The organism is Nocardia pseudovaccinii NBRC 100343 (assembly GCF_001613225.1).
Classification (GTDB): domain Bacteria; phylum Actinomycetota; class Actinomycetes; order Mycobacteriales; family Mycobacteriaceae; genus Nocardia; species Nocardia pseudovaccinii.
Genome location: NZ_BDBY01000017.1, coordinates 18,443 through 41,702, shown reverse-complemented (window position 1 = coordinate 41,702; position 23,260 = coordinate 18,443). Strand labels below are relative to the sequence as shown.

At 66.6% G+C, this 23,260-nt stretch carries 1 protein-coding gene (only partly in view); it reads left to right on the top strand.

Annotation, left to right across the window (positions count from 1 at the left end):
• Positions 1-23,260: the 3' portion of a non-ribosomal peptide synthetase gene (locus NP3_RS01725; protein ID WP_063037067.1), read on the top strand. The gene continues 1,994 nt to the left of window position 1, outside the view; only the last 23,260 of its 25,254 coding nucleotides appear in the window; its start codon lies beyond the left edge, outside the window; the stop codon is at positions 23,258-23,260.

Below are 23,260 nucleotides of genomic sequence, written 5' to 3'. Positions count from 1 at the left end.
CTTCGGCCAGCTGCTGGAGGCGGAACGGGTCGGCGCGGACGACGACTTCTTCGCGCTCGGCGGCAACTCGCTCATCGCCACCCGCGCTATTGCCCGAATCGGGGCCGCACTCGGCATCACCGTCGATGTCCGCGATTTTTTCGACCGCCCGACGGTAGCGGCGCTGGCCGGGCTGGCACGGACCGGGGCCGCACGACCGGCGATCACAGCGGCCGCGCGGCCGCGGCACATTCCACTGTCCCCGGCGCAGCGGCGCATGTGGTTTCTCAACCGGTTCGGCACGCACACCGAATCCGCCTACGTCTTCGATACCGCGGCGGTGGACAATATTCCGGTCGCACTGCGGCTACGCGGTGCACTCGAGCTCACCGCCCTGTCGGCGGCCATCACCGACCTCGTTGCCAGGCACGAGATCCTGCGCACCGTCTATCCGCAGACCGCCGATGGTCCGGCTCAGGTGGTGCGGCCGATGCACGCCGCGTTCGACCTTTCCCCGAGCGATATTCCCGAGGTCGAACTCGCCGCCGCGGTATTGGCCAGCACGGTACAGGGATTCGATGTCACCGAGGAAATTCCGGTCCGGGTGCGGTTGCTGCGCAGCGGACCCGAGGATCACACTTTGGTCCTGGTGGTGCATCACATCGCGGCCGACGGTGTCTCGATGGGACCGCTGATGCGCGATCTCGTCACCGCCTATACGGCCCGTCGTGCCGGACGTCGACCGGGCTGGGCGCCGCTGCCCGTGCAGTACGCGGACTACGCGCTGTGGCAGCGGGATGTGCTCGGCAGCGAGCACGATCCGGAATCGGTGGCCGCACGCCAACTCGGATTCTGGGCCGCCGAATTGGCCGACCTGCCCGCACAGCTGGATCTGCCCGCCGATCGGCCCCGCCCCGCCGTCGCGTCCTACCGCGGGGCGACCCATGAGTTCGCCATCGACGCGGAGCTACGCCATGCGATCGACCGGATCGCCGCCCGCGGTCGAGCCACGCCCTTCATGGTGGTCCATGCGGCACTCGCGGTCCTGCTCGCGCGACTGTCCGGCACCGCCGATATCGCCATCGGCACTCCGGTCGCGGGACGCGGTGATCGCGCACTGGACGACCTCGTCGGCATGTTCGTCAATACCCTCGTGCTGCGTACCGAGGTCCGGAGCGAGCTGAGCTTCGCCGACCTGGTCGCCCAAGCGCGCGAGCGCGATCTGAATGCCTTCGCGCACAGTGATATTCCCTTCGAGCGTCTGGTCGAAGTGGTGAACCCGGCGCGCTCCCAGGGCAGGCATCCGCTGTTCCAGGTCGCGCTGTTCATGCAGAACATCGGCCCGATCGCATTGACTATGCCCGGCCTGGACGCGGAGCTGGTCGATTTCGATCCCGGCTTCGCCAAATTCGATCTGCAGCTGACCCTTTCCGATACCGCGACGGGTTACCGCGCCGAATTCACCTATGCCACCGACCTGTTCGACGCCGCGACCGTGCGCGAGTTCGGTATCAAATTTCTCCGGCTGCTGCGCGCGGCGGCCGCCGATCCGGATGTCACGGTCGGCGATATCGAACTTCTCGACGCGGGTGAACTCGATTACGTCACCGCGAGCTGGAATGCCAGCGGGCACCGGGTCGCCGATCAATTTCTGCACGAAGGGTTCGACAGCCAGGTTCGTCGCACGCCGAAGGCCGTTGCCCTGGTGTCCGATACCGCCGAACTGACCTACACCGAACTGTCCGAGCGGGCCAATCGCCTCGCGCGCATGCTGATCAGCACCGGCGTCGGCCCGGAATCACTGGTGGTGCTCGCGATGCCGCGCTCGATCGAGCTGGTCGTCGCGATGTATGCGGTGCTGCGCGCCGGTGGCGCCTATGTGCCGGTGGATCCCGGACATCCGGCCGAACGCGTTTGGCACATCCTCGATACCGCGCGGCCGCATTCGGTACTCACCATGCGCGGTACCGGCTTCACCCTCCCCGTGACCGTGCCGCCGAGCGTGCACCTGCACCATATCGACGAACTGGACCTTTCGGAGTACTCGGCGGCGAACATCGCCGATCGCGAGCGCCGCGCGGTGCTGCGGCCCGAGCACCCCGCCTATGTAATCTTCACCTCCGGCTCGACGGGCCGACCGAAGGGCGTATCGGTCGAGCACCGCGCCATCGCCAACCAACTCGCCTGGATGCACGCCGAATATCGGCCGCGCGTCGGCGATGTCTATCTGCAGAAGACCGCGACCACCTTCGACGTTTCGCTGTGGGGATACTTCCTGCCGCTGCGCGCGGGCGCGACCCTGCTACTCGCCACGCCCGACGGCCACCGCGATCCGCGCTACCTCGCGGAAACCATTGCCCGCTACGGCGTCACACTGACCGACTTCGTGCCATCGATGCTCGCGGTTTTCGCCGCCCATGCCCAAGCGAGCGAACTCGATTCGCTGCGCGATGTTTTCGTCATCGGCGAGGCTTTGCCGCCGGAGACCGTCGCGGCCTTCCACGCGGTGAGCGATGCCGCGCTGCACAATCTGTACGGCCCGACCGAGGCGGCCGTGTCCATTACCTATCGCGAGGTCACGGTCGACGACGAGCTGGTGCCGATCGGCGAGCCGGAGTGGAATTCCCAGGTGTACGTGCTGGATGCGCGACTGCATCCGGTACCGATCGGGGTACCCGGCGAACTGTATCTGGCCGGTGACCAGCTGGCCCGCGGCTATCACGGCCGGGTCGATCTGACCGCGGACCGCTTCGTGGCCAACCCTTTCGGCCGAGCGGGTGCGCGAATGTATCGCACCGGGGATCTGGTGCGCTGGAGCGCCGATGGGGAACTCGTCTACCTCGGCCGGATGGACTTCCAGGTGAAGTTCCGCGGTCAGCGCATCGAGCTCGCCGAGATCGAGACGGCACTACTCGTGGCGCCGGAGGTGAGTCAGGCCGCGGTACGGCTGATCGATGGCGACTATCTCGCGGGGTACGTGATTCGCACGCCGGGCGGTGTTTTGGATCTCGAGGCCGTCAAGGCCGGGCTGGCCCGGCGTCTTCCTGGATATATGGTGCCGACCGCGCTGGTCGAGCTGTCCGAATTCCCGCTCAACAGCAGCGGCAAGCTGGACCGCAAGGCGCTGCCGGTGCCGGTGCTGCGGCAACAGAGCTTCCGAGCGCCGACCAATGCGGCACAGCGGCTGGTCGCCGCGGTATTCGCCGAGGTGCTGCGGGTGGAACGAGTCGGTCTCGATGACGATTTCTTCGCGCTCGGCGGCAGTTCGCTAGATGCCACCCAGGTCACCGCGCGGGCGGGGGAGGCCATCGGCACGCGCATTCCGGTGCGCGCTCTTTTCGACGCCTCGACAGTCGAGGGATTCGCGGCCGCCGTCGACGAGCTCGGCAGAGCCGGTGCGGCCGCACGGCCGCTGGTGCGCCGCGAGCGTCCGGCACGGATTCCGCTTTCGCCCGCGCAGCAGCGGCTGTGGTTCCTCAACCGGATCGAAACCCAGGACGGCGCCGCCAGCGTGTACAACCTGCCGGTCGTGCTCCGGCTCACCGGCAGACTCGATGTCACCGCGCTGGAGCGTGCGGTGCTCGATGTGCTGTCCAGGCACGAATCCCTGCGCACCATCTACCCGGACAGCGAATCCGGTCCGTACCAGTCGATTCTGACACCGGCCGGTATCGGCTTGACTCTCAATCCGGTACCTGTCGAACGGGTCGATCTGACGGCCGCCATTACCGCGATCACGACGGCCGGGTTCGATGTGACCACCGAACTGCCGTCGCGCGTCGCGCTATTGATCGTCGATCGGGTGGACGACCGGCGCGGTATTTCTGGCGACGAATACGTGCTGGTCTTCGTCGTTCATCACATCGCGGCCGACGCACTTTCGATGACACCGCTGGTCACCGATCTGGTGCACGCCTACCTGGCCAGATTAGGTACTGCATCGCGCGGCGATTCCGTGGGGGGTGGTGGTCGGGCGACGGGCGGGCCCAGCCGGAGGCCGGATGGGCGCGAGCTGCCGGTGCAGTACGCGGATTACAGCCTCTGGCATCGCGAGTTGCTCGGTTCCGAGGACCGACCGGGCGATCCGGCATACCAGCAGTTGCGATTCTGGCGCGCCGCCCTCGACGGCATGCCGACCCAACTCGCGCTGCCGACCGACCGGCCCCGCTCGGCGCTGCCATCGAATCGCGGTGCCGCAGTGGACTTCGAGATAGCACCCGAGTTGGCCGCCGCCCTGCGCGTACTCGCACATCGCAGCGGTGCGACGCTGTTCATGGTGGTGCACGCGGCCTTCGCGGCGACGATTGCGAGATCGAGCGGCACCGATGACGTGGTGATCGGCTCGCCTGTCAGCGGTCGCGGCGAACGCCAACTCGACGCGCTCATCGGCATGTTCGTGAACACCTTGGTACTGCGCACCCCGGTCGATGCGGCAGCCACCTTCACCGAACTCCTTGCGGGTGTGCGCGATGCCGACCTCGCTGCCTTCGCGAATGCCGATCTGCCGTTCGAGCGGCTGGTCGATGCCATGGGCGCGGACCGGAGCACAGGAGCGCACCCGCTGTTCCAGGTGCTGTTCAGCTTCGGTACGGCACCGCGCGTCGTCGCGGGCAGTCGGGCGCTCGAAGTCCCGTGGCTTACCGTAGAACCGCTCGAATCGCCGGATCCCACCGCGAAATTCGATCTGCACCTGGTGGTGAACGAGCGCGCCGGTGATCACGGGCTCAGTGGCAGCCTGCGCTATGCCACCGATCTGTTCGATGCGGCGACCGTCGCCGCGTTCGTCCGTCGCTTTCGGCGGTTGCTCGCGACCGTGGCGGATATGCCGCAGACCCGGATCGGCGAGATCGAGCTGTTGGCTCCCGACGAGCGGTCGATATTGGATCGCTGGAACGACACTACGCACGTCGTCGACGAAACCCGGACGCTCGCTTCGTTATTCACCGAGCAGGTGGTGCGCACTCCAGGAGCACCCGCGCTCACCTTCGAGGGGACAACCCTGTCCTATGCCGAATTCGCCGGACGGGTGAACCGGCTGGCACGCTGGCTCACAGCGCAGGGCGTCGGTCCGGATTCGCTTGTCGCACTGGGCATGCGTCGCTCGATCGATCTCGTGGTGAGCATGTATGCCATCACCGTGGCGGGCGGCGGCTATGTACCGCTGGATCCGGACCATCCGGCCGAACGCACCGGCCACATCCTCGATACCGCCGCTCCACTCTGTGTGCTGACCTCGGGCATGGATCTGGATATCGCTGCCACGCAGGTCCGTATCGATCGACTCGACCTTTCCAAGTATTCGGCCGCGCCGGTTACCGATGTGGATCGGTGCGCGCCGCTGCGGGCCGCCAATACCGCCTATGTCATCTTCACCTCGGGCTCGACCGGGCGGCCCAAGGGTGTCGTGATGACCCACCGCGGCATCGTGAACCGGCTGCTGTGGATGCAGTCGACGCATGTCGCGCTCGATGGCACCGATGCGCTGCTGCAGAAGACGCCGGTGACCTTCGATGTTTCGGTGCCGGAGTTCTTCTGGCCGCTGCAGGTCGGCGCCCGGCTGGTGGTGGCTCGTCCGAATGGTCATCAGGATCCGGGGTATCTGGCGGAGCTGATTCGGCGCGAGTCGATTACGGTCGCGCATTTCGTACCGTCCATGCTCGCTGTCTTCGTCGCGGACGATATCGATGTGCCCACACTGCGGCACGTGTTCTGCTCGGGCGAGGCGCTGCCCGCCACCATCGCGCAGCGGGCACGCGCGGTTACCGGCGCGCGGGTGCACAACATGTACGGGCCCACCGAGACGGCGGTCGAGGTCAGCGCATACGAGGTGACCGCTGCTGATAGCGGTCCGCTGCCGATGGGCGGGCCGATCTGGAATACCCGTGTGTATGTGCTCGATGCGCGGTTGCGTCGGGTGCCTGTCGGTGTACCCGGGGAGCTGTATCTGGCCGGAGCTCAGCTGGCCCGCGGCTATCTCGGCCGGGCCGATCTGACCGGTGAGCGGTTCGTGGCCGATCCGTTCGGTCCGGCCGGTGCGCGGATGTATCGCACCGGCGATCTGGTGGTCTGGCGTGCGGCCGATCAGCGGGGTGTGCTGGAATTCCTCGGCCGCACCGACTTCCAGGTGAAGGTCCGCGGCCTGCGGATCGAACTCGGTGAGATCGAGTCGGCGTTGCTGTCGGTTGCCGGAATCGCGCAGGCAGTCGTCGTGGTTCGCGACGACCACGGCGACCAGCTGGTCGCGTACCTGGTGGCGGGTAGTGAACTCGATATCGATAGCGTTCGAGCCGAAGTCGCGCGGCGGCTGCCCGCCTACATGGTTCCGTCGGCCTTTGTCGTCTTGGATGAATTCCCGATCACGACCTCCGGCAAGCTGGACCGAAAGGCATTGCCCGCACCGGCTTTTGCGGCTGCCGAATTCCGCGCGCCGAGCGATCTCGCGGAAACCCTTGTCGCCGAGACATTCAGCGCGCTGCTCAGTATCGACCTGGTCGGCGCGGATGACGACTTTTTCGCCCTCGGCGGCAATTCGCTCATCGCCACGCAACTCGCGGCCCGGCTGACCAGGGCGACCGGCGCGGATGTACCCGTGCGCACCATCTTCGACGCCTCGACAGTGCGCGAGCTGGCGCGGCGGGTCACGGTCGAGCAGCAGGCGCCACCTCCGGCCCTGCCGCCGTTGACGGTTCAGGATCGCCATGAGCCGATTCCGCTGTCGATTGCCCAGCAGCGCATGTGGTTCCTGAACCGATTCGACTCCGCGAGTGGCGGATACAGCATCCCCTTCGCGCTGCGCCTCACCGGTGTGCTGAATGTGCCCGCACTGGAACGCGCGATTGCCGATGTCATCGCCAAGCACGAGACACTGCGCACCATCTATCCCGAACACGACGGCGCCGCGACGCAGGTGGTGCTGCCCGCCGGGACCAAGCTGGTGGAACTCGTCGCTCGTGCGGTGTCGACATCCGAGCTACCCGAACTCGTCGCCACCGCTGCCGAGACCGGATTCGATGTCACAACCGAAGTTCCGTTGCGCGTCCGGCTACTCCGAATCGACGACGGTGCCAGCAGGTCCCGCCAGCAGGTGTACGTACTGCTGTTCGTCGTGCATCACATCGCCGCCGACGGATGGTCTTTCGCGCCGCTGACCAGGGATCTGGCGACCGCCTATGTGGCTCGCTGCGCGGACGTCGCACCGTCCTGGAGTCCGCTCGCCGTGCAGTACGCGGACTTCGCGATCTGGCAGCGCGATGCGCTGGGCCGGGCCGATGACAAGGGTTCGCCGCTGGCCCATCAGCTGCGGTACTGGACCGGTCGGCTCGCGGGCGTTCCCGAGGTTTCGACGTTGCCCACGGACCGGCCGCGCCCTGCGGTCGCCTCGAACCGCGGCGGTGCCATCACCGGCCGTCTCGATCGGGTATTGCACCAGGGCATACAGGATGTGGCGGCCGCCCATCGGGTCACCCCGTTCATGGTGCTGCACGCCGCGCTCGCGGTACTACTGAGCCGCCTGAGCGCTGCCGACGACATCGTCATCGGTACGCCGGTCGCCGGACGCGGTGACGAAGCCCTGGACGAGCTCGTCGGCATGTTCGTCAATACGTTGGTGCTGCGTACCGAGGTGCGCGCCGACGCAACGCTCGGTGAGCTCTTGGCGACCGTCCGCACAGCGGATCTGGCGGCCTTCGATCACGCCGTCGTGCCCTTCGAACAGCTCGTCGATGTAGTGAATCCCGTTCGCTCGCAGGCACATGCGCCGCTGTATCAGGTGGCGATGACATTGCAGAACCAGTCCAAGCCGGACTTCCGGCTGCACCGTTTGAATATTGCCGCGCTCGATATCGGACCCGCACCGATCCAGCTGGATCTGGATTGGACGCTGACCGACCACTACGACACCGACGGCGCGGCCGACGGCATCGATGTGCATCTGCACTACGCGCTGGACCTCTTCGACAAGGCAACCGCCGATGGGTTCCTTGCGGGTTTCGAGCGGGTAGTACGCGTCATGGTGCGTGACGCGCGAACCCTCGTCGGCAATGTCGAGTTGATGTCGGTGGCAGAACGCGGACTGCTTCTCTCGGATCGCAATGCCACCGCGCGGCTACTGCCTTCCGAGACCCTCGACGATCTGCTGACGGCCCGTGTGGCCGCGACACCCGATGCCGTCGCGGTGATCTTCGAGGACACGTCGGTGACCTACGCGGAACTCGAAACCCAGGTGAATCGCCTTGCGCGCTGGCTCATTTCGGCAGGTGTCGGTCCGGAGACGATCGTCGGACTCGCCGCGCTGCGATCTGTCGACATGCTCGTGGCCATATTCGCGATCGTGCGCGCGGGCGGTGCCTACCTGCCAGTGGATCCGGCCCATCCGGCCGAACGGATCGCGCAGGTGATCGACAGTGCCGCACCGGCTCTGGTGTTGGCCGTCGGCGGCGCGGAACTGCCCGACCTCGGTGACATCGGTGTCGTCGATCTCACCGACCTCAGCGGCTTCGACGCCGCGCCGAGCGTCAGAGCGCCACTGCGCCGCGACAATACGGCGTACGTGCTGTTCACCTCCGGCTCGACGGGCCGTCCGAAGGGCGTCGCGGTCACCCACCGCGCCATCATGAACCAGCTGCGCTGGCTCGAATTCCGCTACGGCGTCACCGCCGCCGACCGCATCCTGCAGCGTGCCCCGCTCACCTTCGATGTCTCGGTGTGGGAGTGTTTCCTGCCGATCGCGGTCGGTGCACCGCTGGTGATCGCCCGTCCGAGCGGCCACCTCGACCTGGCGTATTTCGCCGGACTGCTGCGCGAACACGGCATCACCATCGCCGAATACGTGCCATCGGTACTCGCGGCGCTCATCGGTGAGGGCATGGGTGATGCGCTGCGCTCCTTTCGACATCTGCACTGCGGCGGTGAGGCGCTCACGCCGGACCTGCTCGCCGCGATTCGCGAACATGTCGGCGGCGCGGTGCACAACGCGTACGGCCCGACCGAGGCGGCGATCTCGGCGATCTATCACGAATTCACCGACGCCGACTCCGGCCATGATGTCGCCATCGGACGTCCGTGCTGGAACACCCGCGCCTATGTGCTGGACGCACGGTTGCGCCCGGTCCCGGTCGGTGTCACGGGCGAGCTGTATCTCGCAGGCGACCAACTGGCCCGCGGATACCACGGACGCGCCGGACTGACCGCCGAGCGCTTCGTGGCCGATCCGTTCGGTGTGCCTGGCAGGCTGATGTACCGCACCGGCGATCTGGTGCGCTGGAACCGCGGTGGCGACCTGATCTACCTGGGCCGCAATGATTTCCAGATCAAGTTGCGTGGTCAGCGGATCGAACTCGGAGAGATCGAATCGGCGCTGGCCGGGGTGACGGGCGTGACGAATGCCGCGGTGATATCGACGCGCGACACCTCGGGCTATGACTGCCTGGTCGGCTACATCAGCGGTGCGGAACTGTCCTCGGATGCGGTACTCGCGCAGGTGCGTGGGTATCTGCCCGCATATATGGTGCCCGCGCAGTTGGTTGTGCTCGACGAGATGCCGCTCACCACGGTTGGCAAACTCGACCGCGCGGCGCTGCCAGCGGTCGAAGTCGCTGGTACCGCAACGGAATTCCGTGCACCGCGGGAGGGCACCGAATCGGTACTCGCCGCACTGATGGCCGACCTGATCGCAGGCGTGCGGATCGGCGCGGATGACGACTTCTTCGCGCGCGGTGGCAATTCACTTTTGGCCATGCGCCTCGTGGCTCGAGCGAACGCGGCGTTCGGTAGCGCGCTGACCGTGCGCGAGATCTTCGAAGCACCGACCGTGGCCGAATTGGCTCCGCGGGTGACCCGCGCCGATGTCGTGCGGCCCGCGCTGGTGACGCGAGATCGTCCGGAGCGTATTCCATTGTCGCTGGCCCAAACTCGGATGTGGCTGCTGAACCGGCTCGATCCGGAATCGGCCGTCTACAACATTCCGATCACCATCCGCCTGACCGGTGCATTGGACGAAGCAGCGCTGCGTGCCGCGTTGGGTGATGTTGTCACTCGGCACGAGTCGCTGCGCACCGTATTCCCTGCCGACAGCGTCGGTCCCGCACAGTTGGTGACCGAATCGACCGTGGAGCTGCAGCGGGTCGATATCGCCGAATCCGACCTGACCGCGGCGGTTGTCGGCGTCGCCGGGATCGGCTTCGATCTGCGCACCCGGATACCGGTGCGTGCCGTGCTGTTCCGGGTCGCTTCCGACGATCATGTGCTCGTTGTGGTGGTGCACCACATCGCGGCCGACGGTGTCTCGACGGCTCCGCTGGCGCGGGATCTGATGGTGGCATACAGCGCTCGCAGCGAAGGTATTGCGCCGCAGTGGCAGCCGCTGCCGGTCCAGTACGCGGACTTCACACTGTGGCAGCACGACGTGCTCGGCTCGGCCGACGATCCCGAGTCCGTACTGGCCCGCCAGATCGCGCATTGGCGCACCGAACTCGACGGACTCGCCCCGGTGCTCGAACTGCCCGCCGATCGGCCGCGCCCCGCCGTGGCATCTGGTCGTGGCGCTGCGGTCGAGTTCGCCATCACTTCGGAACTGACCGCCGCGATCGCGGATCTGGCCCGCAAACACGGGGTGTCGTCGTTCATGGTGGTGCACGCCGCCTACGCGGCGCTGCTGGCCCGCCTGGCCCGCGTGGACGATATCGCCATCGGCACTCCCGTCGCGGGCCGGGCCGAGGCGGCGCTGGACGATCTGGTCGGCATGTTCGTCAACACGCTGGTGTTGCGCACCGAGGTCACGGCCGGGGCAACCTTCGCCGAACTGCTCGCCGGGGTGCGTGCCACCGATATCCGAGCATTCGCACATGCCGACCTGCCGTTCGAACGACTCGTCGACGAGCTGAATCCGGTTCGTTCGCAGGCGCATTCGCCGATCGTGCAAACATTGCTCACCTTCGAGCACCGTGACGATACGGTGCTGCGCCTACCCGGGCTCGAGGTCGCCGCGTATCCCATCGACAATCAGGTCGCCCAGTTCGACCTCGCGCTCGAACTCGCGGAGGGCGACAGCGCGCTGCGTGCCGCCATGCGCTACGCGACGGATCTGTTCGAGCGGGCGACAGTCGAATCGTTCGCGGCCCGCTTCGTGCGCCTGCTCGAGGCGGTGGTCGCCGATTCCGCCATACGGGTCGGCGATATCGAGCTGCTGGACCGGAACGAGCTGTCCCTGCTCGATCGTTGGAACGAAACGTCGTTCGCGGTAAACCGGTCGCAGACTCTGGTTTCGCTGTTCGAGGAACAGGTACTGCGGACACCCGACGCGACCGCCGTCACGTTCGAGGGGCGGAGTCCGGCCCACCCGTCGCCCGACCACCACCCCTCATCGAGTCGGTACGCGACGCTGTCGTATGCCGAGTTCGCGGGCCGGGTCCATCGCCTGGCGCGATGGCTGGTCGGGCATGGCGTAGGCCCGGATTCGGTTGTCGCGCTCGGCATGCGGCGCTCGCTCGACTTGGTGGTCGGCATGTACGCGGTCACTGTCGCCGGTGGCGCGTACCTGCCGCTCGACCCCGACCATCCGGCCGACCGGATCGCCTATGTGCTCGAGACAGCGCGTCCGGTGTGGGTGCTGACCGCTGGCACCGATCTGGAAGCTGTTACGGCACGCCAGGTACGGATCGATCGTCTGGAGCTGACGAGATATTCACCCGCGCCGTTGACCACAGAGGATCGTCTCGGCGTGCTGTTGCCGGAGCACCCCGCGTATGTCATCTTCACCTCTGGTTCGACCGGCCGTCCCAAGGGCGTCGCGGTGTCACATGCCGCGATTGTCAATCGCCTGGTGTGGATGCAGTCCGAGTATGGGCTCCACATCGACGACGCGGTATTACAGAAGACCCCGGCGACTTTCGATGTCTCGGTCTGGGAGTTCTTCTGGCCGTTGCAGATCGGAGCGCGATTGGTGCTCGCGCGGCCGGACGGTCACCGGGATCCGGCCTATCTGGCGCGGTTGATCACCGATGAAGGAATCACCGTCGCGCATTTCGTGCCTTCGATGCTCGCGGTGTTCCTAGCGGAACCCCGGGCGCGCGAATGCGTCACGCTGCGAGCGCTGTTCGCCTCAGGTGAGGCCCTGCCCGCACCGACCGCGCAGCGGGCCCGTGCGCTGACCGGTGCCCGCGTGCACAATCTGTACGGGCCGACCGAGGCGGCGGTCGATGTCACCTTCCACGAGGTGACCGATGTCGATGCGGAGTCGGTGCCGATCGGCAAGCCAGTATTCAACACCCGATTGCTGGTGCTGGATGCACGGATGCGGCTGGTGCCGGTGGGTGTGCCCGGTGAGTTGTACCTCGCGGGTGAGCAGTTGGCCCTCGGCTACATACGTCGGCCGCAGCTGACCGCTGAACGTTTCGTCGCGAATCCCCTCGGCGGTGTGGGGGAGCGGATGTATCGCACCGGTGACCTCGTCCGGTGGACCGCGAGCGGTGAGCTGGAGTACCTGGGCCGCACCGACTTCCAAGTGAAGCTGCGCGGGTTGCGCATCGAGCTCGGTGAGATCGAATCCGCGCTCACCGCACTGGATGTCATCGACCAGGCCGTCGTCGTGGTGCGTAGCGACGAGCGACCAGGCGATCAGTTGGTCGCCTATCTGGTGGCCGATCCCGCAGTCGATATCGACGACGTGCGCGCGGAACTGGACGCCGCACTGCCCGCCTATATGGTTCCGTCGGCCTTCGTGGTGCTCGATGCTCTCCCGCTCAATACCTCCGGCAAGCTCGATCGCGCCGCGCTGCCCGCTCCCGTATTCGAGACCGCCACCTACCGATCTCCCTCGACCGAGACCGAACAGACCGTTGCCGAGATCATGGGCGAACTGCTCGGCATCGAGGGAATCGGCGCCGACGACAACTTCTTCGCACTCGGTGGCAATTCACTGATCGCCACTCAGCTGGCCGCCCGGATCGGTGCCGCGCTGGATGCCGAAGTCCCCGTGCGGATGATGTTCGAGGCACCGACCGTTGCCGGAATAGCCGCCCGCGCCGCCCTGCTCACCGGTACCGGCGGTCGTCTGGAGCTCACCGCGCGCCGACGCCCCGACCTGATTCCGCTTTCCCCCGCACAGCAACGGATCTGGTTCCTCAACCGCTTCGATCCCGGCGAGACGGTGAACAATATTCCCGTCGCGATCCGGCTCACCGGAGATCTCGACACCGATGCGCTCGCCGCCGCGCTGGCCGATGTCGTCGCCCGCCATGAAACCCTGCGCACCGTATATCCGGACGTCGATGGCACCGGCTTCCAACGGATTCTGGACGCGAAGCCCGAAATTCTCGAGCTGGATTCGTCGGCACTGGTGGATCTGGTTGCCACACCTTTCGACGTCACTACCGAAATACCAGTGCGCATCGGCCTGGCCGCCCTGTCGGATCGCGAGCACCTACTCGTCCTCGTGGTGCACCACATTGCGGCGGACGGTTTCTCGATGGCTCCACTGGCGCGCGATATCGCGAACGCATACGCCGCACGGGCCACCGGCACCGCACCGACGTGGACAGACCTGTGTGTGCAGTACGCGGATTACGCCCTCTGGCAACGTGAGATCCTCGGAGCCGAGGACGATCCGGAATCGGTGGCCGCACAGCAACTGCGCTACTGGACTCGCGTGCTCGGCGGGTTGCCCGCTCAGCTCGATCTGCCCTCGGATCGGCCACGTCCCGCCATTGCCAGCCACGCCGCCGCGAGCACCACCATCGGGCTCGGTGCCGCCATCCGCGACGGCATAGCCGCCATCGCCGCCCGATACGACGTCAGCCCGTTCATGGTCGTCCATGCCGCGCTGGCCGCCTTGCTCGCGCGACTGTCCGGCACCGATGACATCGCCATCGGCGCACCGATCGCGGGTCGCGGTGCCGCCGCCCTCGACGACCTCGTCGGCATGTTCGTCAACACACTGGTACTGCGCACCGAGGTCGCGGGGACGGACTCCTTTGCCGCTGTACTGCGCCGGGTCCGCGACGGTGACCTGGATGCCTTCGCCAATGCCGATGTGCCGTTCGAGCGGCTGGTGCAGGTGCTGGATCCGCCGCGCTCCGAGGCACGGCATCCGCTGTTCCAGGTCGCGCTGTTCTTCCAGAATCTCGCTCCCGTATCGGTGGAACTGGCGGGCATCGTGGTCGCCGAATACGAGATCGACTACGAGACGACACGATTCGATCTGCAAGTGACCGTCGCCGATGACGCGCTGCGCTTCACCTACGCCACCGACCTGTTCGACGAGTCGACCATCGCGACGTTCGGCGCACGCTTTATTCGCCTGCTCGGCGCGGTGATCGACCATCCGGAACAGGTTGTCGGCGATATCGATCTGTTCGAGACCGGTGAGCTGGAACGGGTGGTGACCGCGTGGAACGACTCCGCACACACCGCGTTCGTCGCGGAAATGCTGCTCGACGAATTCGAGCAACAGGCCGCCGCGACACCGGACGATATCGCCTTGGTCTTCGACGGAACCGCCATGACCTACGGCGAACTGGACCGCAGGACCAACCAGCTGGCTCGATATCTGATCGCGACCGGTGTCGGGCCGGAGTCGTTGGTGGCATTGGCGATTCGGCGTTCGACCGATCTCGTGGTCGCCATGTACGCGGTGCTCGAGGCGGGCGGCGCCTATGTGCCGATCGACCCGGACCATCCCGCCCAGCGCATCGCTCACATCATCGACAACGCCGCACCTATCGCACTGCTCACCACCGAGCGTGATCGTCAGGACTTCGGATATGCCGGGGCGACAGTGTGCGTCGATACCGTTCCACTGGTTGACTATGCCGACGACCCGATCGCGGTGAACGAGCGGACCGCGCCGATTCACCCGCAGAACCCGGCCTACGTGATTTTCACCTCTGGTTCGACCGGAAAACCCAAGGGCGTCAGCGTCTCCCACGCCGCGATCGTCAACCAGATGACGTGGATGCAGTCCGAGTACCAGCTGATCGCCGAAGACGTATACCTGCAAAAGACCGCGACCAGCTTCGATGTCTCGCTGTGGGGCTACTTCCTGCCGCTGCGCATCGGTGCGACGCTGGTGCTGGCCGCTCCGGACGGCCACCGCGATCCCCGGTACCTCGCGAGGGCAATTGCCGAATACGGCGTGACCGTCACCGATTTCGTGCCATCGATGTTGAGCGAGTTCGCCAGACATGTCGAAACCTCCGCCGACCTCGACACATTGCGCACGGTATTCGTCATCGGCGAAGCACTGCCCGCCGAGACCGTCCGTGCCTTCGGCGCGGTGAGTTCCGCGCGCCTGCACAACCTGTACGGCCCGACCGAGGCCGCGGTGAGCATCACCTACCGCGATGTCACCGGTGAAATCGAACGCACCGTCATGCCGATCGGCAATCCGGAATGGAACAGCCAGGTGTACGTGCTGGATTCCCGGCTACGGCCGACTTTGCCGGGGGTCGCGGGGGAGTTGTATCTCGCGGGCACTCAACTTGCCCGCGGCTATCACGGCAGGCCCGATCTGACGGCGGACCGATTCGTAGCGAACCCGTTCGGACCCGTGGGCGAACGCATGTACCGCACCGGCGACTTGGTGCGCTGGGACACCAGTGGCGTCATTCCAGAACTCGTATACCTGGGCCGCACCGACTTCCAAGTGAAGTTCCGCGGCCAGCGCATCGAGCTCGGTGAGATAGAGGCGGTACTCGCGGCGGTGCCCGGTGTGTCGCAGGCCGCGGCCAGCGTGGTCGGGGACCGGCTCGTCGGCTATGTGGTGAGCGATGCACAAGATGTGCGCGCGGCGGTTCTGGCGGCCGCGGTGGATGCGCTTCCGTCGTACATGGTCCCATCGGGGATCGTCGTGCTGGCTGCCTTCCCGCTCAACGCTTCCGGCAAATTGGATCGAAAGGCGCTGCCGGAGCCGGTATTCGACAGCGTCGCCTACCGTGCGCCGGTCTCCCCGGCCGAGCGGTTGGTGGCAGAGGCATTCGAGGCCGTACTCGCGCGGTCGCCGATCGGTGCCGACGACAACTTCTTCGACCTCGGCGGCAACTCACTCATCGCCACCCGAGTCCTGGCCAGGCTCGGCGAGCGGCTCGGTCGGGTGCCCGTGCGGTTGCTGTTCGAGGCGCCCACAGTGCACGCTTTCGCGGCACGCCTGGCCGCGCACGCACATGACCGGGTCGTACCACTGATCTCCGGGCCACGCCCCGAGCGCATTCCGCTCGCGCCGGTACAGCGCGGCATGTGGTTCCTCAACCGGCTGGACCCGGACTCGGCCGCACACAATATCCCGGTAGCGGTGCGCATCGCAGGCGAGTTGGACGAGGCGGCGCTGTGTGCCGCGTTCGCGGATGTGATCGCCCGTCACGAGGCACTGCGCACGGTATATCCGGCCGATGCGAACGGCATCGGACACCAGGTGATCCTGCCCGCCGAACCGGCCCCGGTATCCCTCGTGGTAGAGACCCCCGGCTCGGTGGACGAGCGCATCGCCGACTTCCTCGGCACCGGCTTCGATATCACCGCCGAGGTGCCGGTGCGCGCGATACTGCTGCGGGAGCACGCGACCAGCCATGTGCTCGTCGCCGTGCTGCACCACATCGCGGCCGACGGTTATTCGATGGGGCCACTGCTGCGAGACCTGTTGTCGGCCTATCTGTCCCGAGTAGTCGGGGGGACCCCGGTGTGGCCGGAGCTCGCCGCACAGTACGCCGATTACGCGCTCTGGCAGACGGCCGAGCTGGATTCGGTTGCGGCCGAACAACTCACCTACTGGACCGAAGCGCTGCGGGATCTGCCGGAAGAACTGGCTCTGCCCACCGATCGGCCACGCCCAGCTGTCGCGTCCAAGCGTGGCGGCACGGTGCGCGCGCGCATCGGCGGTGGGGTCGGCGCCCGCATTTACGAGCTTGCCGCGCGTCACAACGCGACACCGTTCATGGTGGTACACGCCGCACTTGCCGTATTGCTGGCCCGGCTGTCGGGCTCAGGCGATATCGCCATCGGCACCCCGGTCGCGGGCCGCGGCGCGGCGGCGCTGGACGACCTGGTCGGCATGTTCGTGAACACCCTGGTGTTGCGCACATATCCGAACCCGGCCCGCTCGTTCACCGATCTGCTCGACGAGACCAGAACAAACGATCTGGCCGCGTTCGCCCATGCGACCGTGCCGTTCGAGCGCGTTGTCGATGAACTCGGCATCGAGCGCTCGCAGTCCGAGCATCCGCTGTTGACCGTGGCGCTGAGCTATCCGAATACCGGCACGGAGGAATTCACGCTGCCGGGCCTGGAGTTGACGGCTGTCGAATTCGATGAACCGGTGGCGCGTTTCGATCTCCAGTTCACCGTCGCGGCAGAACTCGACATCGGAGGTCACCTGGCAATCGAACTCGACTACGCGACAGACCTTTTCGACGAGACAACCGCCACCGGACTGCTTCGACGGTTCGGTCGGGTAATCGGCGCACTCACCGCCGATCCGTCCGCGCCGATCGGGGCCGTCGATGTGCTCACTCCGGCCGAACGGACCGAACTGCTGGCCAGGCGGGGCGATGAACCGATGCCGACGCATACCCTCGCCGAACTGATGGCCGCAGCCGTGGCGATGAATCCCGATGCCCTGGCGCTGATTTCGTACGACGGTGCGCTGACCTACCGCGCACTGGACGAGCACTCGTCCCGGCTGGCCAGAATGCTGATCGGCCACGGCATCGGCGCCGAGGACTTCGTCGCCGTGGCCATACCGCGCTCCGCCGAATCCATGCTCGCGATCTGGGCGGTGGCCAAGACCGGTGCGGCCTTCGTCCCCGTCGACCCGACATACCCGGCAGATCGAATCGCATACATGCTGTCGGATTCCGGTGCCGCCGTGGGCCTTACGCTCACTACGTGCCGCCAGACGCTGCCCGACGCCGCCGAATGGCTGGTGCTCGACGCACCGGCCACGGCGGCCCGCATGCGGCATTCGAGCGCGGCACCCATTGCGCCCGATGAGCTGACACGTCCGGTCCGCGTGGCCAATCCCGCGTGGATGATCTACACCTCGGGTTCGACCGGCACCCCGAAGGGCGTAATCGCCACCCACGGCGGCCTCGCGGGAGTGGCGCGCGCACAGCGGGATCGCTACCAGGTCACCGCGACATCGCGCGTCCTGCACGTGGCATCGCCCAGCTTCGACGCCTCCATGCTCGAACTCTTGCTGGCCCTGCCCGCAGGTGCCGCACTGGTGATCGCCCCGGCCGGTGTCTACGGCGGCGCGGAATTGACCGCGCTCATTCGGGATCAACGGGTGACCCACGCCTTCATCACCCCGGCCGTGCTGCAAACACTGGATCCCGACGAACTCCCCGAACTCACCCACCTGACCGTCGGAGGTGAGTCGTACGGCCCGGATGTGGTGCGGCGCTGGGGAACCGGGCGTGCGTTCCACAACACCTACGGCCCGACCGAGACCACGATCATCACCCATATCAGCGCGCCGCTGCGGCCCGGCGAATTCGATTTGGGCACCACCGTTCACGGCATGTCCGCGATGGTGCTCGATACTCGATTGCAACCCGTCCCGGATGGGGTGACCGGCGAACTGTACTTGCGCGGGCCGGGTCTGGCTCGCGGATATCACGCGCGGCCGGGACTCACGGCGGATCGCTTTATCGCCGATCCCTACGGTCCAGCGGGCGGGCGGCTGTACCGGACCGGTGATCTGGTGCGCTGGACCGCATCCGGCGCGATCCAGTACGTCGGACGTGCCGACCATCAGGTGAAGGTGCGCGGTCAGCGCATCGAACTCGGTGAAATCGACGCGGTGCTCTCGGCCCATGAGAGCGTCGAATTCGCGGTGACGATCGGGCACACCGATGCCGCGGGTTCGGTTTCGCTGGTCGCGTATGTGGTAGCTGACCGATCGATCGACACCGCCGAGCTCACCGCTTTCGCCGCGCGCTCACTGGCCGCCTATATGGTGCCCGCCGCCATCATGCTCCTCGACGAGATCCCGCTGACCCCGGTCGGCAAGCTGGACCGCAAGGCACTGCCCGCACCCGAGTTCCGTACCGCGACCTTCCGCGCACCGGAGACGGCCGCCGAGCGGATCGTGGCGGAGGTCTTCGCCGAGGTGCTCGGCCTGGCAGCGGTCGGTCTCGACGACGACTTCTTCGCCGTCGGCGGAAACTCCCTGACCGCAACACAATTGGCCGCACGGCTGAGCGCTCGATCGGAGACCTCGATCGGCGTGCGACTTGTCTTCGAGAACCCGACCGTATCGGCCTTGGCCGCCGCTCTCGACACCACTGCGGCGCATGCACGTCCGGCACTGACCCGGCGCGCCGACACCGATCCGATCCCGCTTTCGCTGGCACAGCAGCGCATGTGGTTCCTCAACCGCCTCGACCGCCAGTCCACCGCCTACAACATCCCACTGGCAGTACGACTGACCGGTGATCTCGATATCGCGGCACTCAATGCGGCCATCAGCGACGTGGTCGAACGCCACGAAGTGCTGCGCACCGTCTACCCGCAGCGCGAATGCGGACCGGTACAGGTTGTTCTGCCGATGGCCGACGCGGGAGTGCCGGTGCTGGCCTCGATTCCGGTGCCCGTCGACGATCTGAGCTCCGCGGTCGCCGACTTCGTCGGTGGCGGATTCGACGTCACCGACTCGGTTCCATTGCGCGCCAGGCTGTTCCGTCCGGTGGCCGGTCCCGCCGACTTCGGTGAGCATGTGCTGGTAGTGGTCGTGCACCATATCGCCGCGGACGGCTCGTCATTGGTACCGCTGGCACGTGACGTGATGACCGCCTATGCCGCACGTAGGCACGGCATTGCGCCGGAGTGGACCCCGCTGCCGGTGCAATACGCGGATTTCAGCCGCTGGCAACGGGATCTGCTCGGCAGCGAGGACGATCCGGATTCGCTGATCTCTCAGCAACACGGGTTCTGGACCGCAACCCTCACCGGACTGCCCGCACAACTCACGCTTCCCACCGACCGCCGCCGACCCGCCATCGTCTCCACCCGCGGTCGGCATGTCGACTTCACCATCGACGCCGATATGCAGGCGCGATTGGCGGATTTGGGCCGGAACACCGGGGCGACACTGTTCATGGTCCTGCACGCCGCCTTCGCGGTACTGCTGGCCCGCCTGTCCGGCAGCGCCGATATCGCCGTCGGTACTCCCGTCGCGGGCCGTGGTGCGGCCGAACTCGACGATGTGGTCGGCATGTTCGTCAATACGCTCGTGCTCCGTACCCAGGTGGACGGGGCTACCGGTTTCACCGAACTCCTGGATCGGGTGCGCGCCGCGGATGTCGCCGCCTTCGCCAATGCCGACGTACCGTTCGAGCGGCTGGTCGAGGTGCTGAATCCGGAGCGCTCGACCGCACGGCATCCGCTGTTCCAGGTCGGCTTCTCCTTCCACAACCAGGCCGAGGCGGAATTCGCACTGGACGGATCGACCGCCACCGCGGTCGATTTCGACTCCGAGGTATCGCAATTCGACCTGCACCTGGTCGTCACCGACCGCTACGGCCCGGATGGAAATGCGGCAGGCATGGCCGCATCGATCACCTATGCCACCGCACTGTTCGATGAAGCCACGGTCGCCGGTCTCGCCGGACGACTGCAACGCCTGCTGGCCGCCATCTGTGCCGAACCGCGGCTGCCGGTCGGAGATCTGGCGCTACTGGACACCGCCGAACGCGACCGGATGCTGGTGTCCTGGAATCGGACCGAACACGAATTCACGCCCACTACCCTCATCGCGGCCTTCGAGGCGCAGGTCGCCGAGACGCCCGATGCGGTAGCGATTGTCGATGACGCCGTAACGGTCACCTACGGCCAGTTCTCCTCGCGGGTGAACCGGCTCGCCCGCGCGCTGATCGGCCGCGGCATCGGCCCGGAATCGCTGGTGGCCCTGGCCATTCCGCGCAGTGTCGACCTGCTGGTCGCAATGTACGCGGTGGTGACCGCGGGCGGCGCGTATGTCCCGCTCGATCCGGCCCATCCGCTCGACCGGACCACGAGCGTACTCGCCGCCGCGAACCCGGCACTGGTGCTGACCTCGGCCGAGCGGCCGATGCTGCCCGCGTCGGTGGCGGATCACGATGTGGTGCTGGATATCTCGGTTGCCGCCGGTGTCCTCGACAGCAGTCCGATTCGTGCTGAGGAGCGGCCGTCCACGCTGACTCCCGCACACACCGCCTATGTCATCTTCACCTCGGGATCGACCGGAACCCCGAAGGGCGTCGCAGTCCCGCACGCGGCGGTTGCACACCAATTGGACTGGCTGCAAACGGAATACGCGCTCGAAGCCGACGACGCCACGCTGCTGATGACCTCGGCCGCCTTCGATCTCTCAATCTGGGAATTCTGGTGGGCCTTGCGCGCCGGGGCCCGAGTGGTACTGGCACCACAAGGCGCACAGCGCGATCCGGCGAGCGTGCTGGATCTGATCCGGCGCGCCTCGGTCACCACGGTGACGCTGGTGCCAGCGCTGCTGGCCATGCTGGCCGAGGCCAGCGGCGACCAGCGACTGCCGAGGTCGCTGCGGCGACTGCTCGTCATCGGCGAGGCACTGCCCGCCGCGACCGTCGACCGGATCGGCGCATGTACCACTGCCAGGATCGATAACCTATACGGCCCCACCGAGGCGGCGGTCTCGGTGACGCGGTTCCGCACCGACGGCGGTATCCGCCAGACGGTCGTCCCCATCGGCACACCCGAATCCGGAAACCAGGTCTACGTACTCGACGACCGGCTGCATCCGGTGCCGACGGGTGTGACCGGTGAGCTGTACCTGGGCGGCGCGCAGCTGGCCCGCGGCTATCACGGAAAGCCCGACCTGAGTGCGGAACGGTTCGTGGCCAACCCGTTCGGCGCACCCGGCACCCGGATGTATCGAACCGGGGATATGGTCCGCTGGGGTGCGGACGGCAACCTCGAATACGTGGAGCGCCGTGACTTCCAGGTGAAGGTGCGCGGCTACCGCATCGAACTCGCCGAAATCGAGCACGCGCTGCGCGGACGTCCGGCGGTCGCCGAGGCCGTTGTCATCGCACATCACGGTGACCTGCTGGTCGGGTATTTCACCGCCACCGAACCGATCGGTCCGAACGCGCTGAAATCCGCACTGACCGATACCCTGCCGAGCTACATGGTTCCGGCGGTGCTGATCCAACTGGATGCCCTGCCGCTCAACGCCAATGGCAAAGTCGACCGGAGCGCACTGCCAGAGCCCGAGTCGGGCACCCGAGAATTCCGCGCTCCGGAAACGGAGTTGGAGCTGCTGGTCTGCACAGTTTTCGCCGAGTCGCTGGAGGTCGAGCGAATCGGCATGGACGACAACTTCTTCGAATGTGGCGGTAATTCACTATTGGCCACCCGACTCGCAGCCCAGCTGAGTACCGCACTCGCCGAACAGATCCCGGTGGTATGGCTGTTCGCCGCGCCGACACCCGCGGCCCTGATCACACAACTGGAACTGCACCGCTGCGGCCGCGGCCGCGTCGACGCGCAAGCGGCCTTCGATGTCCTACTACCGTTGCGCCCCGGAGGCTCTCGTGAACCGCTGTTCTGCATCCACCCGGTCGGCGGCGTCGCCTGGTCGTTCGCGGGTCTGGCCGCACATATCGACGCGGAACGCGGCATCTACGGCATCCAGTCCCCGGTACTGAATTCCGCGGCACCGCTGCCGGATTCCATCGAGAACTGGGCCGGACACTACGTCCGGGAAATCCGCGCGGTACAGCCCGAGGGCCCCTACCACCTGCTCGGCTGGTCGCTCGGCGGCGTACTCGCACACGCCGTCGCGAATCAATTACAGGACCAGGGCCAACATGTCGCATTGCTGGCCATGATGGACAGCCCGCTGCACATCACGGTGGACGAGACGGCGACGGTGCCGGTGGCCGATCTGCTAGGCGGGCTGCTCGGCGAACAGGCCGACGACACCGATACCGAACTCGATCGCACTCGGCTCGCCCGGCGCATCGCCGAACTTCCGGAACCGTTCGCATCCTTCGGATTCGACCGGCTCGGCCGACTCCTCGACGCGGGCACGCACTCACTGGAACTCATCACTCGCTACCGGCCACGGCCCTACAAGGGCAATCTCGTCTACTTCACCGCCGCACTCGACGACCCCACCGGGGCCACCGGCGCGGCCGGGTGGTCCGACGCGGTCGACGGCACCGTGCACAACCATGCCGTCCAGGCCACGCACTGGCGCATGACCTCCGAATCCGCCCTCGCCCGCATCGGCCACGTCCTGACGAATGTCTTGGCACACGCCGACCGGGCCTGA